Origin of the sequence: Devosia naphthalenivorans (assembly GCF_003056355.1) — a bacterium.
Classification (GTDB): Bacteria; Pseudomonadota; Alphaproteobacteria; order Rhizobiales; family Devosiaceae; genus Devosia; species Devosia naphthalenivorans.
In genome coordinates this window covers 42,555-69,429 of record NZ_PYVW01000014.1, presented here as the reverse complement: position 1 = coordinate 69,429, position 26,875 = coordinate 42,555, and the positions used below count along the sequence as shown (strand labels likewise).

The 26,875-nt window shown below is 62.4% G+C and carries 28 protein-coding genes; 10 read left to right on the top strand and 18 right to left on the bottom strand.

Translation table 11 applies throughout. From position 1 onward, the window contains the following. The first annotated feature begins 5 nt into the window (after positions 1 to 5). Positions 6 to 1,349, top strand: coding sequence for an aminomethyl-transferring glycine dehydrogenase subunit GcvPA (gene gcvPA, locus C8264_RS16220; RefSeq protein WP_108462021.1), 1,344 nt, complete (start codon positions 6 to 8; stop codon positions 1,347 to 1,349). Beyond that, the gene (gcvPB, locus tag C8264_RS16215; protein WP_108462020.1) at positions 1,346 to 2,893 is read left to right on the top strand and encodes an aminomethyl-transferring glycine dehydrogenase subunit GcvPB; all 1,548 of its coding nucleotides are present in this window, start codon (positions 1,346 to 1,348) and stop codon (positions 2,891 to 2,893) included. Before gcvPA ends, gcvPB begins: the two co-directional genes overlap by 4 nt. A 177-nt stretch (positions 2,894 to 3,070) precedes the next feature. Here gcvPB and C8264_RS16210 read toward each other — a convergent pair whose 3' ends face one another. The 3 genes from C8264_RS16210 to C8264_RS16200 all read right to left on the bottom strand — a co-directional run bounded on the left by C8264_RS16210 (position 3,071) and on the right by C8264_RS16200 (position 5,114). Beyond that, entirely contained in the window at positions 3,071 to 3,658 is a 588-nt protein-coding gene (locus tag C8264_RS16210; RefSeq protein WP_108462019.1) for a hypothetical protein, read from the bottom strand. Between the two features lie 19 nt (positions 3,659 to 3,677). Further along, positions 3,678 to 4,190 carry a peroxiredoxin gene (locus tag C8264_RS16205; RefSeq protein WP_245893286.1) on the bottom strand — a complete coding sequence of 171 codons (513 nt, stop codon included), beginning with the start codon at positions 4,188 to 4,190 and terminating at the stop codon, positions 3,678 to 3,680. Between the two features lie 114 nt (positions 4,191 to 4,304). Next, positions 4,305 to 5,114 (bottom strand): protein-disulfide reductase DsbD domain-containing protein, encoded by an 810-nt coding sequence (locus tag C8264_RS16200; protein WP_108462017.1) that lies wholly within the window; start codon positions 5,112 to 5,114, stop codon positions 4,305 to 4,307. Positions 5,115 to 5,244: 130 nt separating this feature from the next. On the opposite strand from C8264_RS16200, the gene C8264_RS16195 reads away from it, so the two are divergent. After that, on the top strand, positions 5,245 to 5,820 hold the full coding sequence (locus tag C8264_RS16195) for a YqgE/AlgH family protein (RefSeq protein WP_108462016.1): 576 nt from the start codon (positions 5,245 to 5,247) through the stop codon (positions 5,818 to 5,820). Positions 5,821 to 5,958: 138 nt separating this feature from the next. Here the strand turns inward: C8264_RS16195 and C8264_RS16190 are convergent, their stop codons facing one another. The 12 genes from C8264_RS16190 to coxB form a co-directional block, all read right to left on the bottom strand. After that, entirely contained in the window at positions 5,959 to 8,838 is a 2,880-nt protein-coding gene (locus tag C8264_RS16190; RefSeq protein WP_108462015.1) for an EAL domain-containing protein, read from the bottom strand. A 186-nt stretch (positions 8,839 to 9,024) separates the two neighbouring features. Next, positions 9,025 to 9,600 (bottom strand): GNAT family N-acetyltransferase, encoded by a 576-nt coding sequence (locus C8264_RS16185; RefSeq protein WP_425430688.1) that lies wholly within the window; start codon positions 9,598 to 9,600, stop codon positions 9,025 to 9,027. A 40-nt stretch (positions 9,601 to 9,640) separates the two neighbouring features. Further along, entirely contained in the window at positions 9,641 to 10,903 is a 1,263-nt protein-coding gene (locus C8264_RS16180) for a M16 family metallopeptidase (protein WP_108462013.1), read from the bottom strand. A 51-nt stretch (positions 10,904 to 10,954) separates the two neighbouring features. Continuing rightward, on the bottom strand, positions 10,955 to 12,349 hold the full coding sequence (gene thrC, locus C8264_RS16175) for a threonine synthase (protein ID WP_108462012.1): 1,395 nt from the start codon (positions 12,347 to 12,349) through the stop codon (positions 10,955 to 10,957). 69 nt (positions 12,350 to 12,418) lie between these two features. Further along, entirely contained in the window at positions 12,419 to 13,174 is a 756-nt protein-coding gene (locus C8264_RS16170) for an SURF1 family protein (protein WP_108462011.1), read from the bottom strand. Then, the gene (locus tag C8264_RS16165; RefSeq protein ID WP_108462010.1) at positions 13,171 to 13,524 is read right to left on the bottom strand and encodes a DUF983 domain-containing protein; all 354 of its coding nucleotides are present in this window, start codon (positions 13,522 to 13,524) and stop codon (positions 13,171 to 13,173) included. The genes C8264_RS16170 and C8264_RS16165 overlap by 4 nt, the downstream gene beginning before the upstream one ends. A 61-nt stretch (positions 13,525 to 13,585) precedes the next feature. Beyond that, complete coding sequence (locus C8264_RS16160) at positions 13,586 to 14,419, bottom strand: cytochrome c oxidase subunit 3 (RefSeq protein ID WP_108462009.1); 834 nt, start codon at positions 14,417 to 14,419, stop codon at positions 13,586 to 13,588. A 3-nt stretch (positions 14,420 to 14,422) separates the two neighbouring features. Beyond that, positions 14,423 to 14,989 carry a cytochrome c oxidase assembly protein gene (locus tag C8264_RS16155; RefSeq protein WP_108462008.1) on the bottom strand — a complete coding sequence of 189 codons (567 nt, stop codon included), beginning with the start codon at positions 14,987 to 14,989 and terminating at the stop codon, positions 14,423 to 14,425. Then, complete coding sequence (locus C8264_RS16150; RefSeq protein WP_108462007.1) at positions 14,989 to 15,168, bottom strand: hypothetical protein; 180 nt, start codon at positions 15,166 to 15,168, stop codon at positions 14,989 to 14,991. Before C8264_RS16150 ends, C8264_RS16155 begins: the two co-directional genes overlap by 1 nt. Further along, positions 15,168 to 16,100: a heme o synthase gene (locus C8264_RS16145; protein WP_425430687.1), complete on the bottom strand. Its 933-nt coding sequence runs from the start codon at positions 16,098 to 16,100 to the stop codon at positions 15,168 to 15,170. Before C8264_RS16145 ends, C8264_RS16150 begins: the two co-directional genes overlap by 1 nt. Positions 16,101 to 16,160: 60 nt before the next feature. After that, positions 16,161 to 17,861: a cytochrome c oxidase subunit I gene (gene ctaD / locus C8264_RS16140; protein ID WP_108462005.1), complete on the bottom strand. Its 1,701-nt coding sequence runs from the start codon at positions 17,859 to 17,861 to the stop codon at positions 16,161 to 16,163. Positions 17,862 to 17,883: 22 nt separating this feature from the next. Beyond that, complete coding sequence (gene coxB, locus C8264_RS16135; protein WP_245893304.1) at positions 17,884 to 18,774, bottom strand: cytochrome c oxidase subunit II; 891 nt, start codon at positions 18,772 to 18,774, stop codon at positions 17,884 to 17,886. Positions 18,775 to 19,126: 352 nt separating this feature from the next. Here coxB and C8264_RS16130 point away from each other — a divergent pair, with 352 nt between their 5' ends. Then, entirely contained in the window at positions 19,127 to 19,639 is a 513-nt protein-coding gene (locus C8264_RS16130) for an invasion associated locus B family protein (RefSeq protein WP_245893284.1), read from the top strand. A 14-nt stretch (positions 19,640 to 19,653) separates the two neighbouring features. Further along, complete coding sequence (locus tag C8264_RS16125; RefSeq protein WP_108462003.1) at positions 19,654 to 19,908, top strand: pilus assembly protein PilZ; 255 nt, start codon at positions 19,654 to 19,656, stop codon at positions 19,906 to 19,908. Between the two features lie 156 nt (positions 19,909 to 20,064). On the opposite strand, the gene C8264_RS16120 is transcribed toward C8264_RS16125, so the two are convergent. Then, complete coding sequence (locus tag C8264_RS16120) at positions 20,065 to 20,322, bottom strand: hypothetical protein (protein ID WP_108462002.1); 258 nt, start codon at positions 20,320 to 20,322, stop codon at positions 20,065 to 20,067. Positions 20,323 to 20,394: 72 nt separating this feature from the next. Between C8264_RS16120 and C8264_RS16115 the strand changes: the two genes are divergently transcribed. The 4 genes from C8264_RS16115 (at position 20,395) to C8264_RS16100 (ending at position 24,461) form a co-directional block, all read left to right on the top strand. Next, positions 20,395 to 21,363: a LysR family transcriptional regulator gene (locus C8264_RS16115; protein ID WP_108462001.1), complete on the top strand. Its 969-nt coding sequence runs from the start codon at positions 20,395 to 20,397 to the stop codon at positions 21,361 to 21,363. 64 nt (positions 21,364 to 21,427) lie between these two features. Then, the gene (xseA, locus tag C8264_RS16110) at positions 21,428 to 23,041 is read left to right on the top strand and encodes an exodeoxyribonuclease VII large subunit (RefSeq protein ID WP_108462000.1); all 1,614 of its coding nucleotides are present in this window, start codon (positions 21,428 to 21,430) and stop codon (positions 23,039 to 23,041) included. Between the two features lie 49 nt (positions 23,042 to 23,090). After that, on the top strand, positions 23,091 to 23,312 hold the full coding sequence (locus C8264_RS16105; RefSeq protein ID WP_108461999.1) for a DUF2093 domain-containing protein: 222 nt from the start codon (positions 23,091 to 23,093) through the stop codon (positions 23,310 to 23,312). A gap of 3 nt (positions 23,313 to 23,315) precedes the next feature. Beyond that, positions 23,316 to 24,461: a glycosyltransferase family protein gene (locus tag C8264_RS16100; protein WP_108461998.1), complete on the top strand. Its 1,146-nt coding sequence runs from the start codon at positions 23,316 to 23,318 to the stop codon at positions 24,459 to 24,461. A gap of 436 nt (positions 24,462 to 24,897) precedes the next feature. Here C8264_RS16100 and C8264_RS16095 read toward each other — a convergent pair whose 3' ends face one another. Beyond that, positions 24,898 to 25,143: a DUF4170 domain-containing protein gene (locus C8264_RS16095; RefSeq protein WP_108461997.1), complete on the bottom strand. Its 246-nt coding sequence runs from the start codon at positions 25,141 to 25,143 to the stop codon at positions 24,898 to 24,900. A gap of 4 nt (positions 25,144 to 25,147) precedes the next feature. Then, positions 25,148 to 26,038: a 3'(2'),5'-bisphosphate nucleotidase CysQ gene (locus tag C8264_RS16090; RefSeq protein WP_108461996.1), complete on the bottom strand. Its 891-nt coding sequence runs from the start codon at positions 26,036 to 26,038 to the stop codon at positions 25,148 to 25,150. Positions 26,039 to 26,295: 257 nt separating this feature from the next. Here C8264_RS16090 and C8264_RS16085 point away from each other — a divergent pair, with 257 nt between their 5' ends. Further along, the gene (locus C8264_RS16085) at positions 26,296 to 26,808 is read left to right on the top strand and encodes a DUF6101 family protein (protein ID WP_108461995.1); all 513 of its coding nucleotides are present in this window, start codon (positions 26,296 to 26,298) and stop codon (positions 26,806 to 26,808) included. Positions 26,809 to 26,875: the final 67 nt, after the last annotated feature.

The window sequence follows — 26,875 nt, the reverse complement described above, 5'->3', positions numbered from 1 at the left end:
TATCCATGCGCTACCTTCCCCACTCCGAAGCCGAACGCGCCGAAATGCTTGGCGTTATCGGCGCGGCCAATATCGATGCCCTGTTCAGCGCCGTGCCCGCGCGCGCGCTCAAGAGCTTCGATCTGGGCCTGCCCGCCCATAGCCCCGAATTCCTGGTCGAAGCGCATATGAAGGCGCTGGCGGCCAAGAACCATGCGGGGGCCGATGGCCCGTTCTTCATCGGTGCGGGCGCCTATCGGCACCATGTGCCGGCGACAGTCGACCATCTGATCCAGCGCTCGGAATTTCTGACCGCCTATACGCCCTACCAGCCCGAAATCTCGCAGGGCACGCTACAGATGCTGTTCGAATTCCAGACGCAGGTGGCCAAGATCACCGGCATGGATGTGGCGAACGCATCGCTTTATGACGGCTCCACCGGAACGGCAGAGGCCGTGCTGATGGCGCGGCGGCTGACGCGGCGCAATAAGATCGTCCTGTCCGGTGGACTGCATCCGCACTACCGCGACGTGGTGAAGGCCTATCTCAAAGACGATGCCGATCTTGAGTGCCTTTCGGCTTCTCCCGAAGGCCAGGGTGACATTCTCGACCATATCGACGAGCAGACTGCTGCCATCGTGGTGCAGACGCCGGATTTCTACGGCCATCTCCGCAACATCAAGACCGCCGCTGACGCGGCGCATGCCAAGGGTGCGCTGCTGATCGTGGTGATCACGGAAGTAGTGTCGCTGGGGCTGCTTGAGGCACCCGGGGCGCTGGGGGCAGATATCGTGGTGGCTGAGGGCCAGTCGATCGGCAATGCGCTCAACTTCGGTGGTCCCTATCTGGGGCTGATGGCAACGCGCAAGGAATTCATCCGGCAGATGCCGGGGCGGCTGTGTGGCGAGACCGTGGATGCCGAGGGGCAGCGTGGGTTCGTCCTGACGCTGTCGACCCGCGAGCAGCATATCCGCCGCGAGAAGGCGACCAGCAATATCTGCACCAATTCGGGGCTTTGCGCGCTGGCGTTCTCCATTCACATGGCCCTGCTCGGGGAAGCCGGGTTCAAGCGGCTGGCGCGGCTCAATCACGCCAATGCCTGCAAGCTGGCCGATGCGCTGGCGGGCGTTGAGGGTGTCGAAGTGCTTAACAAGAGCTTTTTCAACGAAATGACCATTCGCACCCCTCTGCCAGCCGCAGCGCTGGTCGAGCGGCTTGCGGCGCGCGGTATTCTCGCGGGCGTGCCGGTAAGCCGGGTGGAGCCGACCGACGCTTCGGTTGCTGACCTCATCGTTCTGGCCGCCACCGAACTCACCACCGGCAGCGATATTGCCGCGCTGTGCGCCGCGCTCGCGGAGGAACTGCAATGAGCATGAACAATCAGGGTCGCCCGACCGGCACCGGCACCTCCAGCTATGCGGCAAGCTCTGGCTCGGCGCTGCTGCCGAACGAACCGTTGCTGTTCGAAATCGGCGACACCGAACATTCTGGCGTCGATCTGCCTGAGGTGGAGATTTCATTGGATCGCCTGGGTGGGTTCGAGCGCAAGACTTCGCTTGATCTGGCTGGTCTCACCGAGCCCGAAGCCATGCGCCACTATGTGCGGCTGTCGCGGCTCAACCACTCTATCGATAGCGGCATGTATCCGCTGGGATCGTGCACGATGAAGCACAATCCGCGTCTCAACGAGAAAATGGCTCGCCTGCCCGGCTTCTCTGACATCCATCCGCTGCAGCCGGTCTCCACCGTGCAGGGCGCCCTGGAGTTGATGGAAGAGCTGTCGCACTGGCTGATGACGCTGACCAACACGGCGGCCGTGGCGCTGACGCCCAAGGCGGGCGCACATGGCGAGCTGCTGGGCATGATGGCGATCAAGGCAGCGCAGGACGCAGCTGGCCAGAGCCACCGCAAGATCGTTTTAGTGCCCGAGAGCGCCCATGGCACGAACCCGGCGACGGCAGCGTTTTTGGGCTATGCGGTAAGGCCGATCCCAGCACGCGCTGACGGAACGGTGGACGTTCAGGCGGTCAAGGAGGCATTGTCACCGGAAGTGGCGGCGATCATGCTGACCAATCCGAACACGTGCGGCCTGTTCGAGCCGCAGGTGATCGAGATTGCCGAGGCCGTGCACGCGGCGGGCGCCTTCTTCTATTGCGATGGCGCCAATTTCAACGCCATCATGGGGGTGGTGCGGCCGGGTGATCTGGGCATCGACGCCATGCACATCAATCTGCACAAGACCTTCTCGACGCCCCATGGCGGCGGCGGACCGGGTGCGGGTCCCGTGGTACTGTCGGAAGCATTGGCGCCCTTTGCCCCGGTTCCGTTCCTGCGCAAGGGCGAGAACGGGCTGGAACTGGTGGAGCATAATGAAGGCACCGCCCTTGGTCGGGTCACGGCCTTCCAAGGCCAGATGGGCATGTATGTGCGGGCGCTGACCTATATGCTCAGCCATGGCGGCGACGGGTTGGCACAGGCGGCGCAGGATGCGGTGCTCAACGCCAACTACATCAAGGCGCGATTGAGCCACGCCTTCTCGGTGCCGTTTAACGACTATCCGACGATGCACGAAGCGCTGTTCGACGACAGCTTCCTTGATGGCACTGGCGTCACCACGCTCGACTTCGCCAAGGCGCTGATCGACGAGGGTTTCCACCCCATGACCATGTATTTCCCACTTGTCGTGCATGGCGCGATGCTGATCGAGCCGACCGAGAGCGAAAGCAAGCAGACGCTGGATCGCTTCTGCGATGTAATGGAAGAACTGGCGGCAGACGCCAAGGCGGGCAACAAGGATCGGTTTACGGCCGCTCCGGTAAAGGCTCCGCGGCGGCGGCTCGATGAAACCCGGGCGGCGCGGTCACCGGTGCTGCGGTGGGAGCGGCCGGTGGATACGCTGAAGGCGGCGGAGTAGTTTCTCCGCCCTCTACTCCTATGGGAGAGGCACTGTGCTGCCCCGATCACCGATCGGCACCTCCCCCTCGACGGGGGAGGTTGGGAGGGGGTGTCGTAAGCGCCGCCGATATTCGGGCTTGCCACCCCTACCCTTGATCCCTCCCCGCAAGGGGGAGGGTGTCGACTGAGGCATTCCCTACCCCCGCGTGTCGAACCCCACCCAGATGGTGATGTCCTCGCCGCCCAGATAAGGCACCTGGACGTTTTCGATCACTTTGACGAATTCGGCAGAGCGGGCCGGCGCGGCGAGGGCGACGGGGATAGTGTACTTTTCCGAGAAAATGGCCTGTCCGTCGCGTTCGACCGCGAAGCGGATCGGCGCGTTTACGGAGCTCTGATTGCCCTTTGGCCCCAGCAACACGCGGCCGACGATGCCCATGTTGACTGTGATCAGTCCATTGGACACCACGCAATTGCGCGACGTTTCGTCGATTACGCCCTGGTATTGCAGCGCGCTGGCATCGCCGGTGCGACCGCCGCCATAGTAGAACATGGCTTCGCTGCCGGGGCGCACCTTGATGGGCGGGCATTGGGTCGCGATGGCGGGCAGAGCGCTGGTTTGTGCCTGGGCGAGCGCAGCTGGCGAAGCCGTGGCGTTTTGCAGGCTCTGGGTCTGGGCAGCGTCACCGCCGCCCATCAGCCCACCCATGGAACAGCCGGCCAGCACGGCAGCGCCGATGGCAGCAGCGGACAAACGCAGGGCACTTGAAACGAAATTGCTCATAAGCTGATCCTGACGCATTCTAGACTTTGAGTGTTTCGAGCGCCATCAAAATGGCCGGGGCGCCAGTGGCCGTAACGCCGGGCGCATCTTCAACAAATACATCCTGCACGATGCCGTCGCGGATCAGCGCCGCGGAGCGGGTGAAACGCTTGCCCATTCCGGCGCCCGAAAAATCCTTGGAGAGGCCCAGCGCATCGGCGAGTTCCCCATTTCCATCGGCAAGGAAATCGATCTGGCCCAGGGCGCCGGAGGCTTCGGCCCAGGCCTTCATCACGTGCTTGTCGTTGACGGCAGCGCAGACGATCCGGTCGACGCCCGCGGCGCGCAGCTTGGCAGCATTGGCGACGAATCCCGGCAGGTGATTGACGTGGCAGGTGGGGGTGAACGCGCCGGGCACGGCGAAGAACACGACAAGGCCCGAGCCGAGCACGGCTTCGCTGGTGGTCTCGCTGGTGCCATCTGCAGTGATGAGCTGTGTCGTTACCGACGGAATTGGACTGCCGCGTTCGATCATATTTTCAGTTTGCCCCATAGCTGTTGCCGATAATCGGCGGCTTTTCGCCACCCTTGTGCAGTCCCCTGTCATTCGGGATATGCGGCTTTACCGCCGCAAACAAGACCTCAGCGGCCTTTCCCGATCTGCTCATTACTTGTTTGCCGCCGCCTTGATGGGGCGGCTGACTTCGAAAGATCCCATATCGGTCATGAATGTCAGCTGAACGGACTGGCTAGACCAGTCGATTTCATCTCTCTCCCCCAGAACGGGGACGACGACTAGGTTTGGTTCTCGGCTTTTTTGCGGCGTGCCATAGAGCGGTTCGCCGCCCGGCGCAGTGACGATCAGCGACGCGATATCGATGGCGGACGACAGCACCGGAACCAGCAATTGCCCGCTTGTGGGGTCAAAGGAAACCTCGCCAAAGCTCGGTTCTTCGTCGGGCCAGGCGATCGGCGCCAGGGCAATGGCCTGCTTGAGGCGCAAGCCATTGGGCCGGTCGGGTTCGGCCTCAAGCGGCATCGAGAAGCGGGCCTGCGCGGGGATGCAGATTTCGGAACAGATGCCAAGGACGGCGGCCAGTTCCAGATGCTGCGCACCAGGCGCCAGTTCGAGTTCGACGGGCAGGACTGTGGGTCCGTAATAGACATAATCCAGATATTCGGCCGTCTGGTCGCGGATGGGGAACGGCCAGTGAATGGCGTGGGCCTCGACATCCGGCGAGCCGGAGAAGTCCAACTCCGTCGGCAGGCCGGTATCGCCGGGCACCCGCCAATAGGTCTTGGTATCGGAAGGCATGTTGATTTCGAGGCCAATCAAGGTCGTGCCGTCCGGCCTGATCTCGCCCGAGGAGACGAGGCGCATATCGACGCCCGGAGCGATCTCCTGCCACGGCGTCTCGCCCGCCAGGGTCGGCAGGGAGGCAAGGCTCAACAGGGCAAGGGCTGGTATTGCGTGCATCAGGAGGCATTAACGCAGGTTGAAATGAAGAAATAGCTGACGCGCCATCAGGCCTTCGTGATCCTCTGCCCAGGGCCGGCACGGGAATGCAGCCTTGGCAGAGGCAGCGCCTCGGCCTACATTATTGCCCATGAACTCACTTGAAGGACAGTTCCTCATCGCCATGCCCGATATGGAAGATGAGAACTTTGCAGAAAGCGTCATCCTGGTCGTCGGCCACGGCAGCGAAGGCGCCATGGGCCTCGTGGTGAACCACGAACTGGCGGATCTGCGCTTTGCCGACATCCTTGATGAACTCGATCTGGGTGATCCTGACGCCGTCATCCGGTTGCCGGACTCCATCCGCGAGCGCAGCGTCATGCGGGGCGGCCCCATCGAGAAGGGCCGTGGTTTCGTATTGCACTCATCGGACTATTCCAGCGGCAACAGCTATAAAGTCAGCGAGGACATCTGCCTGACGGCAACGCTCGATATCCTCAAGGCCATGGCATTCGGTCCAGCCCCAAAGGCTTCGCTGTTTGCGCTAGGCTGTTGCGGCTGGAGCGCCGGGCAGTTGGAAGACGAAATCGCCCGCAATGGCTGGCTGACGGCGCCGTTCAGCCGCGAATTGCTGTTCGATACGCCGGTGGAGAAGCGCTATGACGCGGCGCTGGCGAGCCTGCACATTACGCGGGCCAGTTTGAGCCCGGATATCGGGCATGCGTAGGGGCGGACACTCCGGCGACCACACTCGGCGTCATTCCCGCGAAGGCGGGAATCTCACTTCGTTGGTGTAAAGTGGGATTCCCGCTTTCGCGGGAATGACGCGGTGGTGTCGGAATGACGTGCTCGGTCGGGGCGGGGTTTACCGCCCCAGTTGGGCGCTGAGCTTCTTCGTGAACTCCGCCCCAGTCATCGCGGCCCCAAACGCAAAGCCTTGCGCATAGCGGCAATTGAGCTGGCGCAGGCGTTCGATTTCGTCCAGCGATTCCACGCCTTCGGCGATCAGCATCAGGTCCAGGTCCGTCGCCAGCGCCACCACCGAGCGGATGATCGGAGCCTGGGTGTGGGCCATGCCATTGTCCTGTCCCATTTTCACAAAGGGCTGGGGGATCTTGATGGTGTCGAAGGGGAAACGGTGCAGATAGCTCAGCGATGAATGGCCGGTGCCGAAGTCGTCCAGCGCCAATCCCAGGCCCAGATTGCGCAGCGCCTGGAGCATGTAGGCGGAATGCTCGGGATTGCTCATTACCTGGGATTCGGTGATTTCGAGCTTGAGGTGCTGGGCCAGGTTCTTGTCCTGGCTGACAAGGCTGCGCATGTCGTTGAGCAGGGAATCAGTCGCCAATTGGCTGGGCGAAAGATTGACCGAGATGAAGAATTCATCGGGCAGTCCGATGGTGTTCAGCCAGTCCTTGGCCTGACCCGCTGCCTGCTCGAACGCCAGGCGCCCGAGTTTTTCGATCTGGCCGGAGCGCTCGGCCAAGGGCACGAATTCGTCGGGGTTGACGGTGCCGCGCGTGGGGTGGGTCCAGCGCATCAACGCTTCGGCGCCCGCCATCTGGCCGGTCTGGATATCCATGATGGGCTGGAACTGCACATGCAGCTCGCCCTGCTTCATGCCGCGCTCAAGGTCTTCCTCGTTGGCGCGATTGTAGGCGGCAATGGAGCGTGCGGAGGCGCGATAGGCCTCGATACGGTCGCCGCCCAGGCGCTTGGCGTAGTACATGGCCAGCTCGGCATCCCGGAGCACGTCTGCCGCCTCAGCGGGGTTGCTGTCATAGATGGTGACGCCGATGGAGGCGGTGAGCGTCAGGTCGCGGTCGCCGAAATTGAACGGCGCCTTGAGCGCCTTGCGAATCTGCTCGGCGGTTTCGGCGATCTTTCCGGCGGCCTGCTCGGAGGCCAGGATCACCGTGAACTGGTCGCTGGTGATGCGGGCGACAGTGTCGAGCGGGCGCAGGATGCGCGAGATGCGGCGCGAAATGGCCAGCAGCACGGAATCGGCTGCCGAGTGGCCGATGCGCTCCTCGAGTTCCATGAAGCGGTCGATGTCGATCAGGAACACCGCAGGTTTGGTGCCACCGGGCGTACGCGCACGAATGAGGGCACGATCGAGCCGGTCGAGGAACAGCATGCGATTGGGCAGGCCCGTGAGGCTGTCATGCACGGCGTCGTGCAGCAGGCGCTCGCGGGCGGCGCGATCCTCGGTGACGTCCTGCAGGGTGCCGACGATGCGGTTGACCTGGCCGTCGCCGCCGATCACGGGCTTCACCCGCATGCGGAAGGACCGATAGCTGCCGTCGTGGCCGGCGATGCGCATGTCGGAGGAGACCTTGCCGCGCCGTAGTTCGACGAGGGTATCGAAGGCGGTGCGAAAGCGGTCGCGATCATCGGGGTGGACGCGGTCGAGCCAGCGCTTGATGGCGCCGCGCAGGGCACCGCGCTTTTCGCCAAGGCGAGTGGCGAGTTCGTCGCTAACGGAAACCCGGTCTCGCTCGATGTTCCAGTCGAACACGAAATCGCCCGAGCCGGTCAGCGCCAGGGCGCGGCGTTCGACTTCGGAGAGCGTGCCGATGGTCACCTGCCCCTCCGAAAAGGCGTGTTGCACCGCGGTGAAGCCAAGCAGCATGACGATGAGGACGAGGCCGCCGCCGACTGCGGGCTGTGCGACGTCATTGGAAACCTGCCCCGAAACCACCAGCCAGGAATAAAACAGCCAGGCGATAAAAATGATCCAGGTGGGCACCAGCAGCACGGCGCGGTCATAGCCGCGCAGAGCCAGCAGCAGGATCAGGAAGAAGCCGGACAGGCCCAGCAGCGCCAGCACCAGCCGGGCGATGCTTGCGGCAATGGCAGGCTGGAAGAAGGCAAAGCCGAACAGCGCGAGGAACAGCGCCGCAAGGCCGAGCGCGAGATGAACGAAGCGCAGGTGCCATCGGTGCAGGTTGAGGTAGATGAACAGGAAGCCGGCAAGCGTTGTCGCGAGCCCCGCTTCGGCTGCGGCGCGCAGGGGCTGCATGCCGCTGGCGGGCAGCCCGAGCAGCCGGCCAAGCACGCCAAAGTCGATCAGCAGATAGACCATGACGGCCCAGGCGAAGGCGGCTGTTGCGGGGAACACCCCCCTGCCCTTGACCACGAACATGATGGTGAGGAACACGGCGGCGAGCGAAGCAACACCCAGCACCACGCCGCGGAAAAGCGTGAAGGAGTTGACGTAGTCGCGATAGGCGTTGGGCTGCCAGAGGTAGAGTTCGGGCAATTGGCCCGAACTGAGTTCAGCAACAAAGGTAACCGTGGCGCCGGGGTCCAGCGTCACCTCGAAGACATCGGCTTCGCTATCGGTGAGGCGGACCGGGCGGATGCCGGCGCTTGGCGTCAGCGCGGTCAGGCGATCATCGCCTAGGTCGGGCTGGAAAATGCCGGAGCCCGGCAGGCGGAAGAACGGCGCCACCAGCAAGCGTTCGATTTGCTGGTCGCTTTCGTTGCGCAGCGCAAACAGCGCGAAATTGGGCGTGGTGCCCGGCTCGGTCGCCAGCACCTCGATGCGCCGGATGATGCCGTCTTCGCCGGGAGCCGTGGACAATTGCACGCGGCCCTCTGGGCCGGGCTGGATCTCGACGACATCGGACAGATTGACGGCGTTCACATCCTCGGGGACGGAAATGACTTCGAAGGCGGAGGCGGGAGCGAGGGCGGCCAGCGCGAGCGCAAGACATATCGCGAGTGCAAAGAGGTGACGCATCAGGGGCGATTATATCCTGCGGTAGGCTTCATTGTGGCGGCGCGCCTGCGGATCGCGCGTGCGACCAGATTTCTGCTGTGGCGCGCTCCACCAAGGGGAACAAACCTTGGTAGCGAGGTTTAAACCATACGACAAGGTTCCTGCCGTGTTGCCGATCGGCAACAGAGGAACGACCCCGGGTCCCGATTAGCTGCGATTGATGTAGCGCCAGCTTTCGTAGCGCTCGCGGGTCAGGCCAAACAACACGTGGTCTTCCCAGCGTCCGTTGATCTGTAGGTACTTTTCCGCAAAGCCTTCTTCAACGAAGCCATTCTTTTCGAGCACCCGGCGCGAGGCCATATTGCCGGGCAGGAAGGCCGCATGAATGCGGTGAAGATCCAGCGTCTCGAACACGAAGGGAAGGCAGACCGCTACGGCCTCGGTCATGATTCCCTTGCCGGCAAAAGGCTCGCCCATCCAGTAGCCGAGATTGACGAATTGCGCGGCGCGGCGGCGAACATTGGAAAGCGTCACCCCGCCGACGAGAACTTCGTATCCGTTTTGCTGTCTGAACACGAAAAACGAATAGTCGGTGCCGGCCTCGGCCTCTTCGCGGGCCCGGCGCACCCGCATGGTGAACACGCGGCGGCTCAGATCGGCTTCAGTCCAGCGCGGCTCGAAGGGTTTTAGAAAATTGCGGCTGTCATGGCGCAGTGTGTACCACTGCTCGTAATCGCTCATCTGCGGCAGGCGCAGCAGCAGGCCCTTGCCCTGAAGGGACATCAACTGCGCGGGCGAGGACCAAGGCCACAGCACGGCCATTTTAGCGTTTGAGGTAGTCGCCAATGGCGCCGACATCGGCGAGATTGCCGATCGGCCCAATGCCTGCGAGCGTCGGTGCCCCCTGCGTAAAAATCTGTTCGGCCACGTCCTGCACCCGGCGGGCGGTAATGGCGTTGATGCGATCGACCGTCTCCTGCATGGGAATGGGACGGCCCCACAAAATCTGCTGCCGGGCCAACTGGCCGGCGCGCGCCGAGGGACTTTCGAGTGACATGAGGAGGCCCGCGCGAATCTGATTGCGCACGCGGATCACTTCGTCGTCGGTGATCGACTGGGTGGCCCGTTTGAGTTCATCCAGGACCACGGGAACGAGATCGGCCACTTCCTCTTCGCCGGTCGCGGCGGCGACGCCAAACACGCCACTATCGGCAAAGGCCCAGTGGAAGGAATAAACGGAATAGCAGAGGCCGCGCTTTTCGCGGACCTCCTGGAACAGGCGCGAGCTCATGCCGCCGCCCAGAATCGAGGCCAGCACCTGGGCTGCGTAGAAGCCATCGGCATTATAGGCGCGGCCTTCGAAGCCGACGACGATGTGGGCCTGTTCGTGGTCGGAAATCAGGCGCTCTTCGCCGCCCTGGTATTCGGCCCGTTGCGGAGCGGGAGCACCATTGGGTTTGAGATCGGCAAAGCGGCTGCGCGCCACATCCACCAGCCCGTCGTGATCGACATTGCCGGCCGCCGCCATCACCATGTGGTCGCCCACATAATTGCGGTTCATGTATTTGCGGACCATGTCCGGATTGAAGTCGCGGACCGAGTCGACCGTGCCCAGGATGGTGCGGCCAATGGGTTGGGTGGGAAAGGCTGCCGCCTGGAACAGGTCGAAGACGTGATCGTCCGGGTTATCGCGCGCCGCGCCGATTTCCTGAACGATCACCTGTTTTTCGCGCAGCAACTCATCATCGTCGAACAGCGAATTCTGCAGGATGTCGCTGAGGATATCGGCTGCGAGCACCACATCCTCCTTGAGCACGCGGGCGAAATAGCCGGTGTGTTCGATGGAGGTTGCAGCGTTGAGGTCACCGCCCACATTCTCGATCGCTTCGGCAATCGCCAGCGAGTTGCGCGACGCCGTGCCCTTGAAGGCCATGTGTTCGAGCAGGTGGGAAATACCGTGTTCGGCCTTGCGCTCGGAGCGGGCGCCCGCCTTGACCCAGACCCCCAGCGAGGCGCTTTCGAGGTGCGGCATGTCGTCGGTGAGAACCACCATGCCATTATCCAGGGTCGTCGATTGTACGCTCACGCAGTTCTCCTCGGGGCCGGCGATCGGGTGGACCGCGTGCTTCCCTTTCGGCTAGGCAGCGCGCGTACGCGCTGAAATGAAATCTTCAACTGCCTGTTGATCATTGGCAAGCACGCTGAGGCGCTCTTCCCGCGAATAAAGATCGGCCAGCCAGGCCGGCAAGGCCGGGTCCACGCCGGACGCCTCGCGCACGGCGGCGGGGAACTTGGCCGGATGGGCCGTCGCCAGCGTCACCATGGGCGCGGTGCCACGCGGTTGGTGGCGGGCAACATTGACGCCGACAGCCGTGTGCGGGTCCAGCAGATAGCCGGCGCCCTGGTGGGTCATGGAAATAGTGGCCCGCGTTTCCGCCTCATTGGTCGTGCCGGCAACGAAGTCGCGACGGATGCTGGCAACCGCATCGACCGGTAGCGCAAAGCCGCCGGACTGCTTGAGACTTTCCATCATGCGGACGACCGCCTGGGCATCGCGCCCTGCCCCCTCGAACAGCAAGCGTTCGAAATTGGAAGAAATCTGGATATCCATGGAGGGGCTGATCGTGGGCACCACGCCATCCATCTCGTAGCGGCCCGTTTCCATGGCGCGAGCGAGAATATCATTGGCGTTGGTAGCTATCACCAATTTCTCGATGGGCAGGCCCATTGCCTTGGCGCAATAGCCGGCAAAAATATCACCGAAATTTCCGGTCGGCACGGTGAAGCTCACCGGGCGGTAGGGGCTGCCGAGAGAGGATGCCGCGGTAAAATAGTAGACAATCTGCGCGACGATGCGGCCCCAGTTGATCGAATTGACGCCCGACAGACGCACGCGGTCGCGGAAGCCATGGTTGTTGAACATCGCCTTGACGATGTTCTGGCAGTCATCGAACGTGCCCTCGAGCGCCACATTATGCACATTGGCGTCGAGCACCGTGGTCATCTGCAGGCGCTGCACCGGGGACGTGCGGCCTTGGGGATGCAGGATGAAGATGTCCGTGGTGTCGCGCCCGCGAAATGCCTCGATGGCGGCTGACCCGGTGTCACCCGAGGTGGCGCCCACAATGGTCGCCTTCAGCCCGCGTTCGAGCAGGATATGGTCCATAACCCGGCTGAGGAACTGCATGGCCACGTCCTTGAACGCCAGCGTTGGGCCGTGGAACAGTTCGAGGATGAAGTGATTGGGCTCGAGTTCCAGGATCGGGGTCACCGAAGGATGGCGGAACACGGCGTAGCTGTCGTCGATGATCTGCTTGAGCTTGGCGGGCGCAATCTCGTCGCCGACGAAGCGCGAGATGATTGCGTAGGCCACATCGGCATAAGGCCGCCCGGCAAAACTAGCGATTTCATCGCGGCCGATTTGCGGCCAGGACTGGGGAACATAAAGGCCGCCGTCGGACGCCAGGCCTGCCAGGACGGCGTCGGAGAAACCGAGCACGGGCGCCTGGCCACGCGTTGAAACAAACTGCATTCGGGGAGAAGGCCCTTTCAGAATTCGTGCAACCTATAAAAACTGGAGGTGAACCGCAAGTTTGGTGGATCAGCCCTTCGTCGGGTGGCGCTGCCGCCATAGCCAGAACCCAAGCATGACGATTGCGACGATGGCAAAGCCATACCAGGTATAGGCGTAGCCCAGATGGTTGTTGGAAAAGTCGACAACCGTTTCGCCGCCCTGGGGCAGTTGGCCGGGCGCTCCAGCGGGCATGTCGACATAGAACGGCGCAACGGGCGCCAGAGCCGGGTCCACCATGGCCGCGAGGCGCGTGGTGTCTCTCACCCATTCGGTGCGGTTCGAGCTGTCCGGTTCCGGCGTCATGAAGCCGGCCGCTTCGGATGGGCGCAGCACGCCGGTGATCGTCACCTGGTTTTCATCGCCTTCGGCATCCGTGACGGCGGCTGCTTGGAATTCGGCAGGCACGAAGCCTCGATTGACGAACACCGTGCCGCCATCGGCCAGCACAAAGGGCGTCATTACCCAGTAACCCGGCCCCGAAGCAGGGCCACGCGCATTGGCGAGGCTGGTGAAGACCGTGACGGTCTGGTTATAGCGGAACGCACCGGTCAGGGAGACTGGCTGGAAGTTGAAAGCACCGAGATCAAGCGTCGGCCAATCGGATGCTGCCGGCGCTGGCACCGGATCGGCATCGAGCCGCTGATCGACGGCCGCAACCAGCGCCTCCTTTTCAGCCAGCCGGTTCATCTGCCAAGTGCCGAGCCATACGCAAGTAACGGCCAGCGCCAGCATCATCACGGCAAAGATGGCGGTCATGATGGGACGGGAACGCGGCGCGCTCATTGGTGCCCCTCATGTGCGTCGTGACGATATTGCAGGGCCACCAGCACGCCCTTGAACGGCGGCAGGAGCAGCAGCGAAAGCGCAAGTGTCGTCGGAATCCAGAGCATGAGGTGCACATAGGGAGGAGGATTGAATACAGCACCCACGACGAGGGCCATGAGGATCACCAAAGGCGCCACAAGAAAAATGACGAAAATGGCCGGACCGTCGCCGCTATCGGCGAATTTCAGATCGAGCCCGCATTCCGGGCAGACCGGCACGATCTTGAGATAGCCCGCAAACAGCTTGCCCTTGCCACAGCGTGGGCAGCGGCAAAGCAGGCCGGTGGCGATAGGGGACGGCTGTTGCACAGGGGCTCCAAAGAAATAGGGCGCAGCTTGTGGCTGCGCCCTTTCATTAAATCGCGTCGGGCTAGTGGTGCAGCGCAACGCCCCAGCTGCCCCAGATGTAGATCGAGGCGAACAGGAACAGCCAAACCACGTCCACGAAGTGCCAGTACCAGGCGGCGAATTCGAAACCGAGATGGCGTTCGGGAGTGAAATCACCGCGATAGGCACGATAGAGGCAGACCGCCAGGAAGATCGTGCCGACCAGAACGTGGAAGCCGTGCAGGCCGGTCGCCATGAAGAAGGTTGCACCATACATGTTGCCGGCAAAGCCGAAGCCCGCTTCGGAATATTCCAGAGCCTGCACGCAGGTGAACACGGCGCCGAGCAGCACGGTCAGCCACAGGCCCCACTTCAGGCCCTGACGGTCGCCTTCGAGCAGCGCATGGTGAGCCCAGGTGACGGTGGTGCCGGAGGTCAGCAGCAGCAGCGTATTGAACAAAGGCAGGTGGAACGGGTCAAACAATTCCACGCCCATTGGCGGCCAAACCCCGCCGGTCGCCGCGACACGGGCATATTGCTCCACGTCATCGAGGCGGAAGAAACCATCGAAATAGGCCCAGAAGAAGCCGAAGAAGACCATGATTTCGGAGGTGATGAACAGCAGCATGCCATAGCGATGGTGCATCTGCACCACCGGGGTGTGATCGCCGCCGTTGGCTTCCTTGATGACGTCGCTCCACCAGGCGTACATGGTGTAGAGCACGCCAACCAGGCCGATGAAGAACACCCATGGTGTCCACTGGTGCATCCAGAAGATGCCGCCTACGGCCAGGATGAACACGGCAACCGACATGACAAAGGGCCATGGGCTGGGCTCGACCATATGGTAGTCGTGGTTTTTCACTAAGTCGGCCATGGGTCAGCTTCCCCCGTTGTCTGAAGCATAGAAGGTGTAAGAGAGGGTGATCTCTTTGATGGTGTCGAGCTCGCGATTATCGTCAAGCTCGGGATCGACGAAGAACACGATCGGCATGTCCACGGTTTCACCGGGCTGCAGCGTCTGCTCGGTAAAGCAGAAGCATTCGATCTTGTTGAAATAGGCGCCGGCACGCACGGGCGATACGTTGAAGATTGCCATGCCGGTAATGGGCCGGTCGGAATGGTTGGTCGCAACGTAGTTGACCGTGTCCACCTTGCCGATCTGACCGGTGATAGAGGCGGCGGGCCCTACGGTCCAGTTCAGATCGTGTGCGACGTTGGAGTCAAAGCGCACCGTCATCTCGCGGGCAATGGCGCCCTTGGGGCTGTCGGTCGCCACTTGCGTGGTGCCGCCATAGCCGGTCACCTGACAAAACAGCTGGTACAGCGGCACGGACGCATAAGCCAGGCCTACCATGCCGAGAACAATCCCGAGGCCGGTAAGCGCCAGGCGCTTGTTGCGCCGGGCGAGGCCCGGATCAAGATCGGGTTGAGTAAAATCGACCATCAAATCGCTCGATCAAACAGGGCTGGTCCCATCTTGACGATGGTCAGCACATAAAAAGTGATGGCAAACAATGCCAAGGCCAATGCCAGGGCAATCGAGCGGCGGCGGCGCACCCTGGCACGCGCAGCGGCCTGCTCCGGCGTCTCGGCAGTGGGGCGCAGCTCGTCCGGCGCGCTCATCAGACGAAGCCTCCGAACCGGGTTAGCAGATTGTCGGCCAGATAGGCGAAAAACACGATGAACAGATAGCTCAGCGAATAGTTGAACAGCGAACGCGCAGACTTGCGCATCGCCACATCTTCGTTGGTGCGTAGCAGACGCCAGGCCAGCATGATGAACGACACGCCGGTGATCACGGCAACAGTGGTATAGACCCATCCGGAAAAGCCCAGCACGGAGGGCAGCATGGCGGAGGCACCCAGCACGACCGTGTAGGCAAAGATCTGCCGCTTGGTGGAGGCATTGCCAACGACGTTGGGCATCATCGGCACGCCGGCGGCGCCATAGTCGCTCTGCTTGTAGAGTGCCAGCGCCCAGAAGTGCGGCGGCGTCCACAGGAAGATGATGAGAAACAGCACCACGCTCTCGATCGACACGGTGCCTGTGACGGCAGCCCAGCCGACCATGGGCGGGAAGGCACCGGCCGCGCCACCAATGACGATGTTCTGCGGCGTGCGGCGCTTGAGCCACATCGTATAGATGACGGCGTAAAAGAAGATGGTGAAGGCCAGGAGCCCCGCGGCGACCCAGTTGGTCGCAAGCCCAAGCAGGGCCACCGAGAACAGCGACAGCACCATGCCAAAGACCAGAGCTTCCTCGCCGGTGACCCGGCCGGCAGGAATCGGCCGGTTGACCGTCCGGCTCATGATGGCGTCGATGTCGCGGTCGTACCACATGTTGAGGGCGCCAGAGCCGCCTGCCCCGATGGCAATGCACAGCACGGCAATAATGCCGATCACTGGATTGATCGTGCCAGGCGCCACCACCAGACCGACGATGGCGGTGAACACGACCAGTTGCATGACGCTTGGCTTGAGCAGCGCGAGGTAATCCTCGACGCGTGCCTCGCCCGTCATCGCTGCCGCGCTTCTGCTGTCGTCAATCAAAGCCACTGGTTTGCCTTCGTATGGTGAGGGCCGCGCGCACGCGGCCCGTTGGTTTGTAAGCGGCGCTTAGTGCGCGTTGGTCGAGTGGATCTGGGGCAGTGTCGTGAACTGGTGGAACGGCGGCGGAGAGCTCAGCGTCCATTCCAGCGTCGTTGCACCGACACCCCAGGGGTTGTCGCCGGCCGGACGCTTCTTCCTGGCGGCATCCCACATTGCGTAGAAGAAGATGATCATCGCAACGAAGGTGATGTAGTAGCCGATCGAGGAAACGCGGTTCCACAGGCCGAACGCATCCGGGTAGTCGATGTAGCGGCGCGGCATGCCGGCCAGACCCAGGAAGTGCTGCGGGAAGAAGATCAGGTTCACACCGATGAACATGACCCAGAAGTGCAGCTTGCCCAGGAACTCGGAATACATCCAGCCGAACATCTTGGGGTACCAGTAGTACCAGCCGGCAAAGATCGAGAACACGGCGCCCAGCGACAGAACATAGTGGAAGTGAGCAACCACGTAGTAGGTGTCGTGCAGCACACGGTCAGCTGCGGCATTGGCCAGCACCACGCCCGTCACACCGCCAACGGTGAACAGGAAGATGAAGCCGATGGCCCAGAGCATTGGCGTCTTGAAGCTGATGGAACCGCCCCACATGGTGGCGATCCAGGAGAAGATCTTGACGCCCGTGGGCACCGCGATGACCATGGTGGCCGCAACGAAGTAGCGCTGGACGTCGAGGCTCAGGCCGGTGGTGTACATGTGGTGCGCCCACACGACGAACCCGACGAAACCGATGGCAACCATGGCATAGGCCATGGCCATGTAACCAAAGATCGGCTTGCGGCTGAAGGTCGACACGATGTGGCTGATGATGCCGAAGCCCGGCAGGATCATGATGTACACTTCGGGGTGGCCGAAGAACCAGAACAGGTGCTGGAACAGGATCGGATCACCGCCCTCATCGGGCTGGAAGAAGGACGTGCCGAAATTACGGTCCGTCAGCAGCATGGTGATGGCGCCGGCCAGCACTGGCAGGGCCAGCAGCAGCAGGAAAGCCGTCACGAGCACCGACCAGGCAAACAGCGGCATCTTGTGCAGCGTCATGCCCGGAGCACGCATGTTGAAGATAGTGGTGATGAGGTTGATCGCGCCAAGGATAGAGGAGATGCCAGCCACGTGCAGCGACAGGATCACGAAATCCATGGCCGGGCCAGGATGACCATTGGTCGACAGCGGCGGATAGATCGTCCAGCCGGTACCCGCACCAAGTTCATTGGCACCGCCACCACCGGGGAAGAACAGCGACATCATCAGCAGCAGGAATGCTGGCGGCAGCAGCCAGAAGGCGATGTTGTTGATGCGTGGGAACGCCGTATCGGGCGCGCCGATCATGAGCGGTGCGAAATAGTTGGCAAAGCCACCCATCGTCGCCGGCATGACCACGAAAAACACCATGACCAGGGCGTGGGCGGTGGTGAACACATTATACATGTGCTTGCCCGCGTCGAGCCCTGCCTCGGGAGAACCAAGACCATAGACCATGCTGGCCAGGCCGTGGAAAATCTGGATGCCGGGCTCCTGCAGTTCCAGGCGCATCACGCCGGATAGCAGACCACCGATGATCCCAGTGAAAATGGCGAAGATGAGATACATCACGCCAATGTCTTTGTGGTTGGTCGAATAGACCCAACGGCGCCAGCCGGTGGGCTCATGATGATGGGACGCCGCGTCGTGGCCGGTCGCGTGAGCTTCGAGGTGAACTGTATCGGTCATATTGTACTATCCCCTGCGACGCTTACTGCACTGCCGCGAGCGTGGCGTTGGCGGCAGTGTAGTCGCCAGATTCAAACGCTGCCATGAAGGCCGCAAACTCTTGCTTGGTGACGACCCGGACGGCGATCGGCATGAACGCGTGGTCCTTGCCGCACAACTCACGGCACTGGCCGTAGTAGATGCCGGTTTCACGGGCATTGAACCAGGTCTCGTTGAGACGGCCCGGCACGGCATCGATCAGCACGCCAAACGAGGGCACCGCAAAGGCGTGGATCACGCCGGTCGGATCAGACGTGATCTGCAGCCGCACTGTGGTATCCACCGGCACGACGAGTTCATTGTCCACCGCCAGCAGACGCGGCTGGTTCGGCTTGACCGCCTCGCGATCGGCTTCCTGCAGCATCACCGAGGTGAACAGCTTGCCCTGATCGACATATTCATAGTCCCAATACCATTGCTGGCCCGTCACCTTGACGGTCAGTTCGGCAGCAGGAACCTCGACTTCACCGAACGAGAAGATGTTGGTGCCGAGATATTTACGTTCGCCATCGGGCGTGGTGAGCTGGTCGCTCAGAACGCCGAAAGAGGGAATGGCAATGATGATGAGGACGACGATGGGCAGCACCGTCCAGATGATCTCAACCAGCGTATTGTGCGTAAAGGCCGCCGGGGCGGGGTTGCGCTTTGCATTGTAGCGCCAGGCGATCCACAGCAGCAGCACCAGAACCAGCGCTACGATGAACGAGACGGACCACATCAGCAGGCCATCGTGGAAGGTCACGATGGAGTCCATGATCGGGGTCACGGAATGCTGCAGATGATACTGACCAGGCTCGGCAAAATGAATGGGTTGCTCTTGCGCCGCGGCCAGAGCCGGGGCCGCAGCCAATGCGGCCGCAGACACAGCCCCCATCTTTCTCAAGAAATGCCCGGTCACCATAAACCCCTGTAAAAACTTCAATTGGTGCATCCTGCACCGGGATTGAGGGGGCAATACAGCGGCATAGCATACGCCGCCCCGACTCAACCTCGGAGCGAAAAACTCTTCTCTGACCTAAACCACATCGCAAAGGCCAAGTCTATTGCCACAAGTGGGTCCAGCCTGTGTCGCAATGTCCCGCCCCTGGGAGGCCATCGCCTCACCCTCGCCGCAGTTTTGCCAGCATATTTCCAGCCTCTCAGGGCATTGGTTGACTCGATACCGAGCCTGTCAGAAACAATCAAAACCAGGCGCTGGGGCGCGATTCGGCAGGAGAAGTGAAACAGTGAAGCGGATTATCAAGCGCCATCTGGCCGTTGCGGCCCTTGCAATCGCTGCTTTGGCCGGTGCCGGCGGCGCGAGCTTTGCCCAGGGCACGGTCCGCGCACAGCATGGCGACTGGCAGATGAGCTGCGATACGCCGCCCGGCGCAAGCACAGAGCAATGCGCCATCATCCAGAACGTCATGGCCGAGGATCAGCCCAATGTCGGCCTATCGGTGATCGTGCTGCGCACCGCCGACCGCGAGGCGCGCCTGCTCCGCGTGCTGGCGCCCCTGGGCGTGCTGCTGCCCAACGGCCTTGGCCTCAATGTCGATGGCAAGGACATGGGCCGCGTCGCCTTTGTGCGCTGCCTGCCCAATGGGTGCGTCGCCGAAGTGGTTCTGGATGACAGCCTGATCGAAACGCTGTCCAACGGCACGAGTGCGATCTTCGTGGTGTTCAAGACGCCCGAAGAAGGCATCGGCATTCCGGTTTCACTGGATGGCTTCAAGGAAGGCTTCGACCAGCTTCCATAGGGGTAGAGGACATCATGCAGGAAGAACGCCGCGCCACGATCCGGCACCGGACGCTCAAGGGTGGCAAGATCGCCATCAACGATGGCTTTTCGGTCATTGATTGCACCGTGCGCAATATGTCCACGACCGGCGCCATGTTGCGGGTAACGAGCATCCTCGGCATTCCGGACGCTTTCCAGCTTATAATGAGCGACGGCCAGAAATTCGATTGCGTCGTCCAACGCAAGACGGCCACAGATATTGGCGTGACCTTCCAGCCCGCTGCCTGAGCAAAAAAGCCGGACAAGCGCCACGGCGCCGGTCCGGCAAGTCATCAGGAAACGGAACCGGCGGCAAAACCGGCCCGGGAGATGGCACGAGCACTTGCAAAAAGCGTCCGTACCAACGGATTGGCGCCGGCGGAGGTCTGGCCGGCGCAATGGGAATTAAAGCCGAGCGTTGCGGGCGCGCGCGGTGTTGAGCGTCATGGCGCCGTTGCCTCGGCGGGACATTGCATCGGCGATGTCCTGGCGTGAAATACCCAGATCATCGAGCCGATCGCAATCGAGATCAAGCATGGCTCGCAATGCCGCGCGACGGGTCTGCGCAGCCTTGACCTGAACGATCCAGCGCGCGAACGCGGCCAGGGGACGAGCGGATGGGGCGGGCGCGAGTGACCGCTCGCCGGGAAGCGAGAAAGCCATGATGATCTCCAGACATGTTGTTGTGCCGTAAGGGAGGCCGGCGGGGTTCGACGCACTGTCAGCGGCGCCAATATGAGCAAATTGCGCGCTGGACATTCATTCGTCCAACAAATAGATTTCATCTACTTCATCAATTTCAGTGATGGCATTGAGATGACCGCTCCCCTCGATCTGGACCAGCTGCAAAGCTTTTGCGCCATCGCCGATTGCGGCAGCTTCACCGAGGCCGCAAGGCGCGTGAACAAGACGCAGTCCGCCGTTTCCATGCAGATCAAGCGGCTCGAGGAGCGGCTGGGCCATTCGCTGCTGACGCGCGACGGCCGCAGCGTAACGCTGACGCGCCATGGCGAGACGCTTTATGCCCGCGCCCGCAAGATGTTGCGCACCAACGCGGAGATTCTCGATCTTTTTTCGGATGGCGATCTCTCCGGCTCGATCCGCTTTGGCGTTCCCGATGATTATGCCGTGCGCCTGTTGCCGGTGATTCTCTCCAGCTTCCAGCGTACGCACCCAAAGATCGCGGTGGATGTCGCCTGCATGGCCTCCGAACACCTGCTCGACGGCATGAAGGCCGGGCGGCATGACCTGATCGTCTTCACGCAGGGCACCGAGCAGAACTTTGGCGAATTGTTCCGCACCGAGCGCATGTTCTGGGTGGCCAGCCACGGCGGCAGGGCGCTGGCGAGCGAGCCGCTGGCCATCGCCTGCGGCCCTAATTACTGCATCTGGCGCAAGGACGCGATGGAAGCGCTGGACCGCAGCAGTATCGATTATCGCATCGCCTATACGTCGTCCAACGCCACCGCCATCTCAAGCGCCGTGCTGTCGGACCTCGCCATCGGCTTCCTGCCCGAAAGCGCCTTGCAGCCGGGGATGCGCGTGGTGGATGACAATCATGGCCTGCCCCGATTGGGCGACGCCCAGATCGCCCTGATGCGCGCCAGCCACGCCTATGGCGGAATTTATGACGCCCTGGCCAACCACATCGTGCACTCCATGGGCAATCTGGACGCAACGCATATGTCGGATGCCGCGGAGTAGAAGCCCTAGCACGCCCTCGTGGCGAGATGCTTGACCTCCGCCGCCCAATATCGCACCACAGGGCATGGCTGAACTGCTTACCAACGCCGCCGAATTTACCGTCAGCGAGATCGCCCAGGCGGTCAAACGCACTGTCGAGGACGAGTTCGGCCATGTGCGCGTGCGCGGCGAAATCTCGGGATTTCGCGGGCAGCATTCGTCGGGCCATTGCTATTTCACGCTCAAGGACGAAAGTGCGTCGATCGATGCCGTGGTGTGGAAGGGCAGCTACGCCAAGCTGACCTTCAAGCCAGAGGAAGGGCTCGAGGTCATCGCCACGGGGCGGCTGACGACCTTCCCGCGCTCGTCCAAATACCAGATCGTCATCGACAATATCGAGCCGGCCGGCGCCGGCGCGCTGATGGCGCTGCTCGAAGAGCGGCGCAAGAAGCTGCTCGCGGAAGGCCTGTTCGCGCGAGAGCGCAAGCGTCCCCTGCCCTATCTGCCTCGGGTGATCGGCGTCATCACCTCGCCGACCGGTGCGGTGATCCGCGATATCCTGCACCGGTTGGAAGATCGTTTTCCCAGCCATGTGCTGGTGTGGCCGGTGCGCGTGCAGGGCGATACCTGTGCGGCCGAAGTGGTCAACGCCATCGAGGGCTTCAATGCCTTTTTGCCGGATGGCTCCATGCCTCGGCCGGACCTCCTGATCGTGGCGCGCGGTGGCGGCTCCATCGAGGATCTTTGGGGCTTCAACGAGGAAGCCGTGGTGCGAGCCGTCGCGGGCAGCACCATTCCCATTATTTCCGCCGTGGGGCACGAAACCGACACCACCCTGGTCGACTACGCCTCGGACATGCGCGCGCCGACGCCGACTGCGGCTGCCGAGGCCGCCGTGCCGGTGCGGGCCGAACTGATTGGCTATGTGGATGACCACGGTGCGCGCCAGCGGCAGGCGGCGCGTCGGCTCACCATTTCGGCGCGAGACCGACTGCGGGCAGCGGCGGCTGGCCTGCCCCGGCCAGCGGATCTGGTCGCAACGCAACGCCAGCGGCTCGATCATGCGGCGAGTAACCTCTTTTCCTGCCTGCGCCATTCGGTGCAGGAGCGGCACGTGCATTTCTCCCGCGTGGCCCCGCGCCTGGGGCCGCAATTGCTGCAGCGGCGGCAGGTCGAATTTGCCGAACGGCTCAAGAATTTTTCCCTACGCGGCGATGCCGGCCTGCGCAAAACCGTTGATCGCGCGCGGCTGACTTATGACCCGCGCGCCGAGCGGCTGGCTGCGGGGGCGCAGCGGCTGGTCGAGCGCAAGCGGGCACAGTTCGAGACCGTGGGCCCCAAGCTTGCGCCCAATGCGTTGCGTGCCGAGCTTCGCCATTCCCGCAGCCTGCTGGCACCGCTCGCCGGACGCCTGTTGGCAGGGGTGACGCAGCAATTGGGCGAGCGTCGCAACGGACTCAACCAAGCCGGCAAGCTACTGGTTTCGCTCAGCTACAAAAGTGTTCTGGCGCGCGGCTACGCGGTGATCAAGGATGCGGACGGGCAATTGGTGCAGCAACGTACCGGACTTGCACCCGGCGAGGGCGTGGTAATCGAATTTGCGGACGGTGCCGTCGATGCCGTGATCGCCGGCAGCCCACCCCCGCGCAAGAAGCCGCGCCCTGCACCGGACAGCGAAACGCAGGAAAGCCTCTTTTGATGGGCCGGGTTGCCCGCTATATCGGGGGCAGCCAAGAAGGATTTCTCTCATGAACATCTTCGACAAGAGCTTTGCGCCGTCCGAGGCAACCATCCGGTATCTGGATGGTGACTATGTGGTGCTCAAGCCCGGCACCTTCGTGCGCTGCGCCATCACCGGCAAGCCGATCCCGCTCGATGAATTGTTCTACTGGAGCGTTGATCGCCAAGAGGCCTATGCCGACGCGGTGACGGCCAATACAGCCTTCGAACGTTACGGCATCGGAGGCTGAGCCGTGGCGGAAGCGTCAGTCCGCCCCCGGTTCCTGTTCATCTCCAATGGCCACGGCGAAGACTGGATCGCCGCCGCTATCGTCGCCCGGCTGCCCAAAACCATAGAAGTCGAAGCCTATCCGATGATTGGCGCGGGAAATGCCTATAGCGGCGTCTGCCCGATAGTGGGGCCACGCGCCACCCTCGCCTCGGAAGGCTGGCGTAACGTCAAGGGATCGCTGCGGCGCGATATCGCGACGGGGGGGCTCGGCACGGTGCCACCCGCGCTGCGGTTCCTGCGCGGCATTGTGGGAAAGTATGATCGTGTCGTCGTCGTCGGGGACATGGTGGGTGTGATGGCCGCCTACGGCACGGGCCACCGCGACCTGTTTTACCTCGATGTCTACAAGACCGGCGCGGCGCGGCTTTATTCGGCCCCCGAGCGCTGGCTGATCAGCAAGGCGTGCCAGACGGTGTTCTGCCGGGCCGATAATCTGGCGCAGACGCTCACCCATATCGGGATCGATGCGCGCTGCGCCGGCAATGTGATGATGGATACCATTCCCGTGGGGGAATACGACGCCGAAGCACGGCGCTCGCGGCCGCTGGCAGTAACGCTGCTCCCGGGTAGCCGGGCACTGACCGCGGAGAGTTTTGCGCTGCAGGTTGCAGCCCTGCGCAGCCTGCCCGCCGAATCGCGGCCCGATGTGTTTCTTGCGGTTGCCGGCGGCATCAATGTCGATGATCTCGCCAAGCAGACAGGCCTTCGCCGCACCGCCATGCTAAGCGCCGAGCCATCCGATCTGGGCGAGCTTTCCGATGGCGACCTGACCATCCACATGGCGCGCGGCGGCGCGATGGGTAATCTGCTGACGGTTTCGGATTTGGTGCTGTCGCAGGCGGGCACGGCAACGGTGCAGGCGCTCGGGCTGGGCAAGCCTGCGATCACTTTCGTCAACGCGCGCGACCGGCGTTCGCGCTTCAACGACGAGCAGATGCTGTTTGGTGACGCCAGGGTCGTGGTTCCCGCGGAAGCACCGGCCATTGGCGCGGCTTTGCGGCGGCTGCTGGAGGACGGAACCGAACGCAGGCGCCTGGGCAGTATCGGCCGGCAACGGATCGGCGGCCCGGGCGCGATGGACGCCATTTTGGAAGAGTTGGTGGGGTAGCGCTGGCGGGCGTGCGAAGCGCGGTCTTCACCTCGCCCCTCAGGGGCGAGGGGTCGATGGAGCCGTGAGGTCGGTTCCCCTTCAAACGGAGAAATGTTTACCTCAGGCTCCTCGTTTCTGTCAGTTCCACCCACCGTGTCATTCCCGCGAAAGCGAGAACCCCTGTTTCCAAACGGAGATTCCCGCTTTCGCGGGAATGACGCGGTGGTAACTGGGGCCGGCAAGTGCCGGAGATGAACATCTCCTCAAACGGGGACAGGGAGCCATCAAGTCACGCCCTCGTGGTTCGACAGGCTCACCATGAGGGCTTGATGAGGCGGCAGCGCTCTATCAGCAAAAGCCGAGCACACTCCGCCACTGGACCTGCATCCTGAACCACCAGTAGACCTCACCCTGAGCCTGTCGGAGGGCGAGGTTGTGGCACCACCGAGTGCCGCTACTTCTTGTCCATGTCCGGCTCAAGCAACCGATGCAGATGCACAATGAAATACCGCGTCTGCGCGCTGTCCACGGTCAGTTGCGCCTTCTGGCGCCACGCGGCGTGGGCCGTGGCGTAATTGGGATAGACCCCGACGATGTCGACTTTGTCCAGATCGGCAAAGGTCACGCCTTCGAGGCTGGAAAGTTCGCCGCCGATAACCAGGTGCAGCAGTTGCTTGGAGGGGTCTTCTTTTTCGGCCATCGGTTCAAATCCGTTCGTCAGGGGTGGTGAGTTCGCCAGGTGCCTCGGCATCCATGGTCTCGGCCGGGCAGCCATAGACCTTGATCAGCGCCGAATGGACAATGGGTTTTAGGCTCATGTCGCCGAGCGCGGCAAGCGCTCCGTGCCGCACATCTCGTTTGTTGAAAACGGGGAACCCGCTGCACACATCCTCAAAACCCACCCCGCATTCATCCAGGATCAGGGCTGCCGCGGCGATGTCCCAATCCTGGCTGCCGCGCCGGTTCGCCACGGCGTCGAGCTTGCCGGTCGCCACCTGTACCAAACGATAGGCCAGCGACGGATAATAGGGACCACGGGTATAATGGAGCCCCGCCGTCTGCATTTCCTGGTGCACCGCGCCGGCCGCAGGAATGATCGGAGCGGCGCCGGCCCGGCGATGCCGTTGCAGCGGCTTGCCATTAAGACGCGCACCTTCGCCCTTGGCCGCGTCATACAATTCGTCGCGCACCGGCGCGAAAATGACGCCGGCGACCGGCACGCCGTTTTCAACCACGGCCAGCGAAATGGACCAGCTATCCTCGCCGCGCAGGAAGCCGCTGGTGCCATCGATGGGGTCGACCACAAAGACGCGCTCGCAATCGAGCCGGGAGGGATTGTCCGCTGTTTCTTCGCTGAGCCAGCCATAGGTGGGGCGCGCAGTCAGAAGGGACGCCGCCAGGTACCGGTCCACCAGGATATCGGCTTCGGTAACGGGGGAGAGATTGTCCTTGGTCCAGCTCTTGACGTCGCGGCGGAAAAAACTGCTCGCGATAATGCCTGCCGCCACCGCTGACGAGCGGAGCAGTTCGAGATCATCGCTGTAGGTGGTTGGCGGCACTAGCATTTGCCGCGCGTTGTAGGCGTGGGCCGGCATTTCAGCAAGACTCGATAACGAGACCCGGCCTTGCCATTGAAAGATGGGTGCAGGACCTCCCCGCTTAGGTTAACGCCCCGGCAGCCAGCGCAGTTAATCGGTTCTGACCGTGTGCAACACCCTGCTAACCCTCCCGGAAAACAAGATAAACTTAACCGAACCGATTAAGGGGCTGGGTAATCGGGGCGCGTATGTTGGCCTCACAAAAGAGAGCACCAAAAATCAGCTCTCGAAGTTGACAGGAAGGCGAGTTTCAAATGTTTCATGGCGTTGCAATGGAAGGCACATCGGTAGTCCTGGCTTTCGGCAAGCCCGTAGTGGCCGACCGCCGGTTCGTTGCTGCCAACGACAATGGACCCAAGGACCCCGTCAAGACCGTAACCGTCCGCCGCATGCTCGATCAGAGCGGCGTCGCCATCAAGGTCAAGGTGCCGGTTACCGAATTCATCGGTGTTGCAGTGGCAACCTCCATCTCGGATGAAGGCCTGCTGACCAGCTCGATCGAACTGGTCCATGCCGATGCCGAGCTCAACTATCGCGTGTTCGAGGAACAGGGCAATCACAGCGTTGTTGCCGAATGGCAGAACTGGGGCAAGAAGCTCCGTCTGCCGCTGTTCATCAAGGCCGGCGATGGCCAGTACATGCCCTATAGCCAGCACGTCGATGGCGTCATGGTCGGCAATTCCGCCTCGCGCCGCAAGCTCGCTGCCGAAGCCGGCCGCCGCCCACGCTTCCTCAACCGCCGCCAGCCGGGCCAGCCCGACGCATAAGAAGTTTACTGCTCCTCCAAAGCACGCTTGAAGGGTTGGCCGGTGGTGCGGTCAGCCCTTTTGGCGT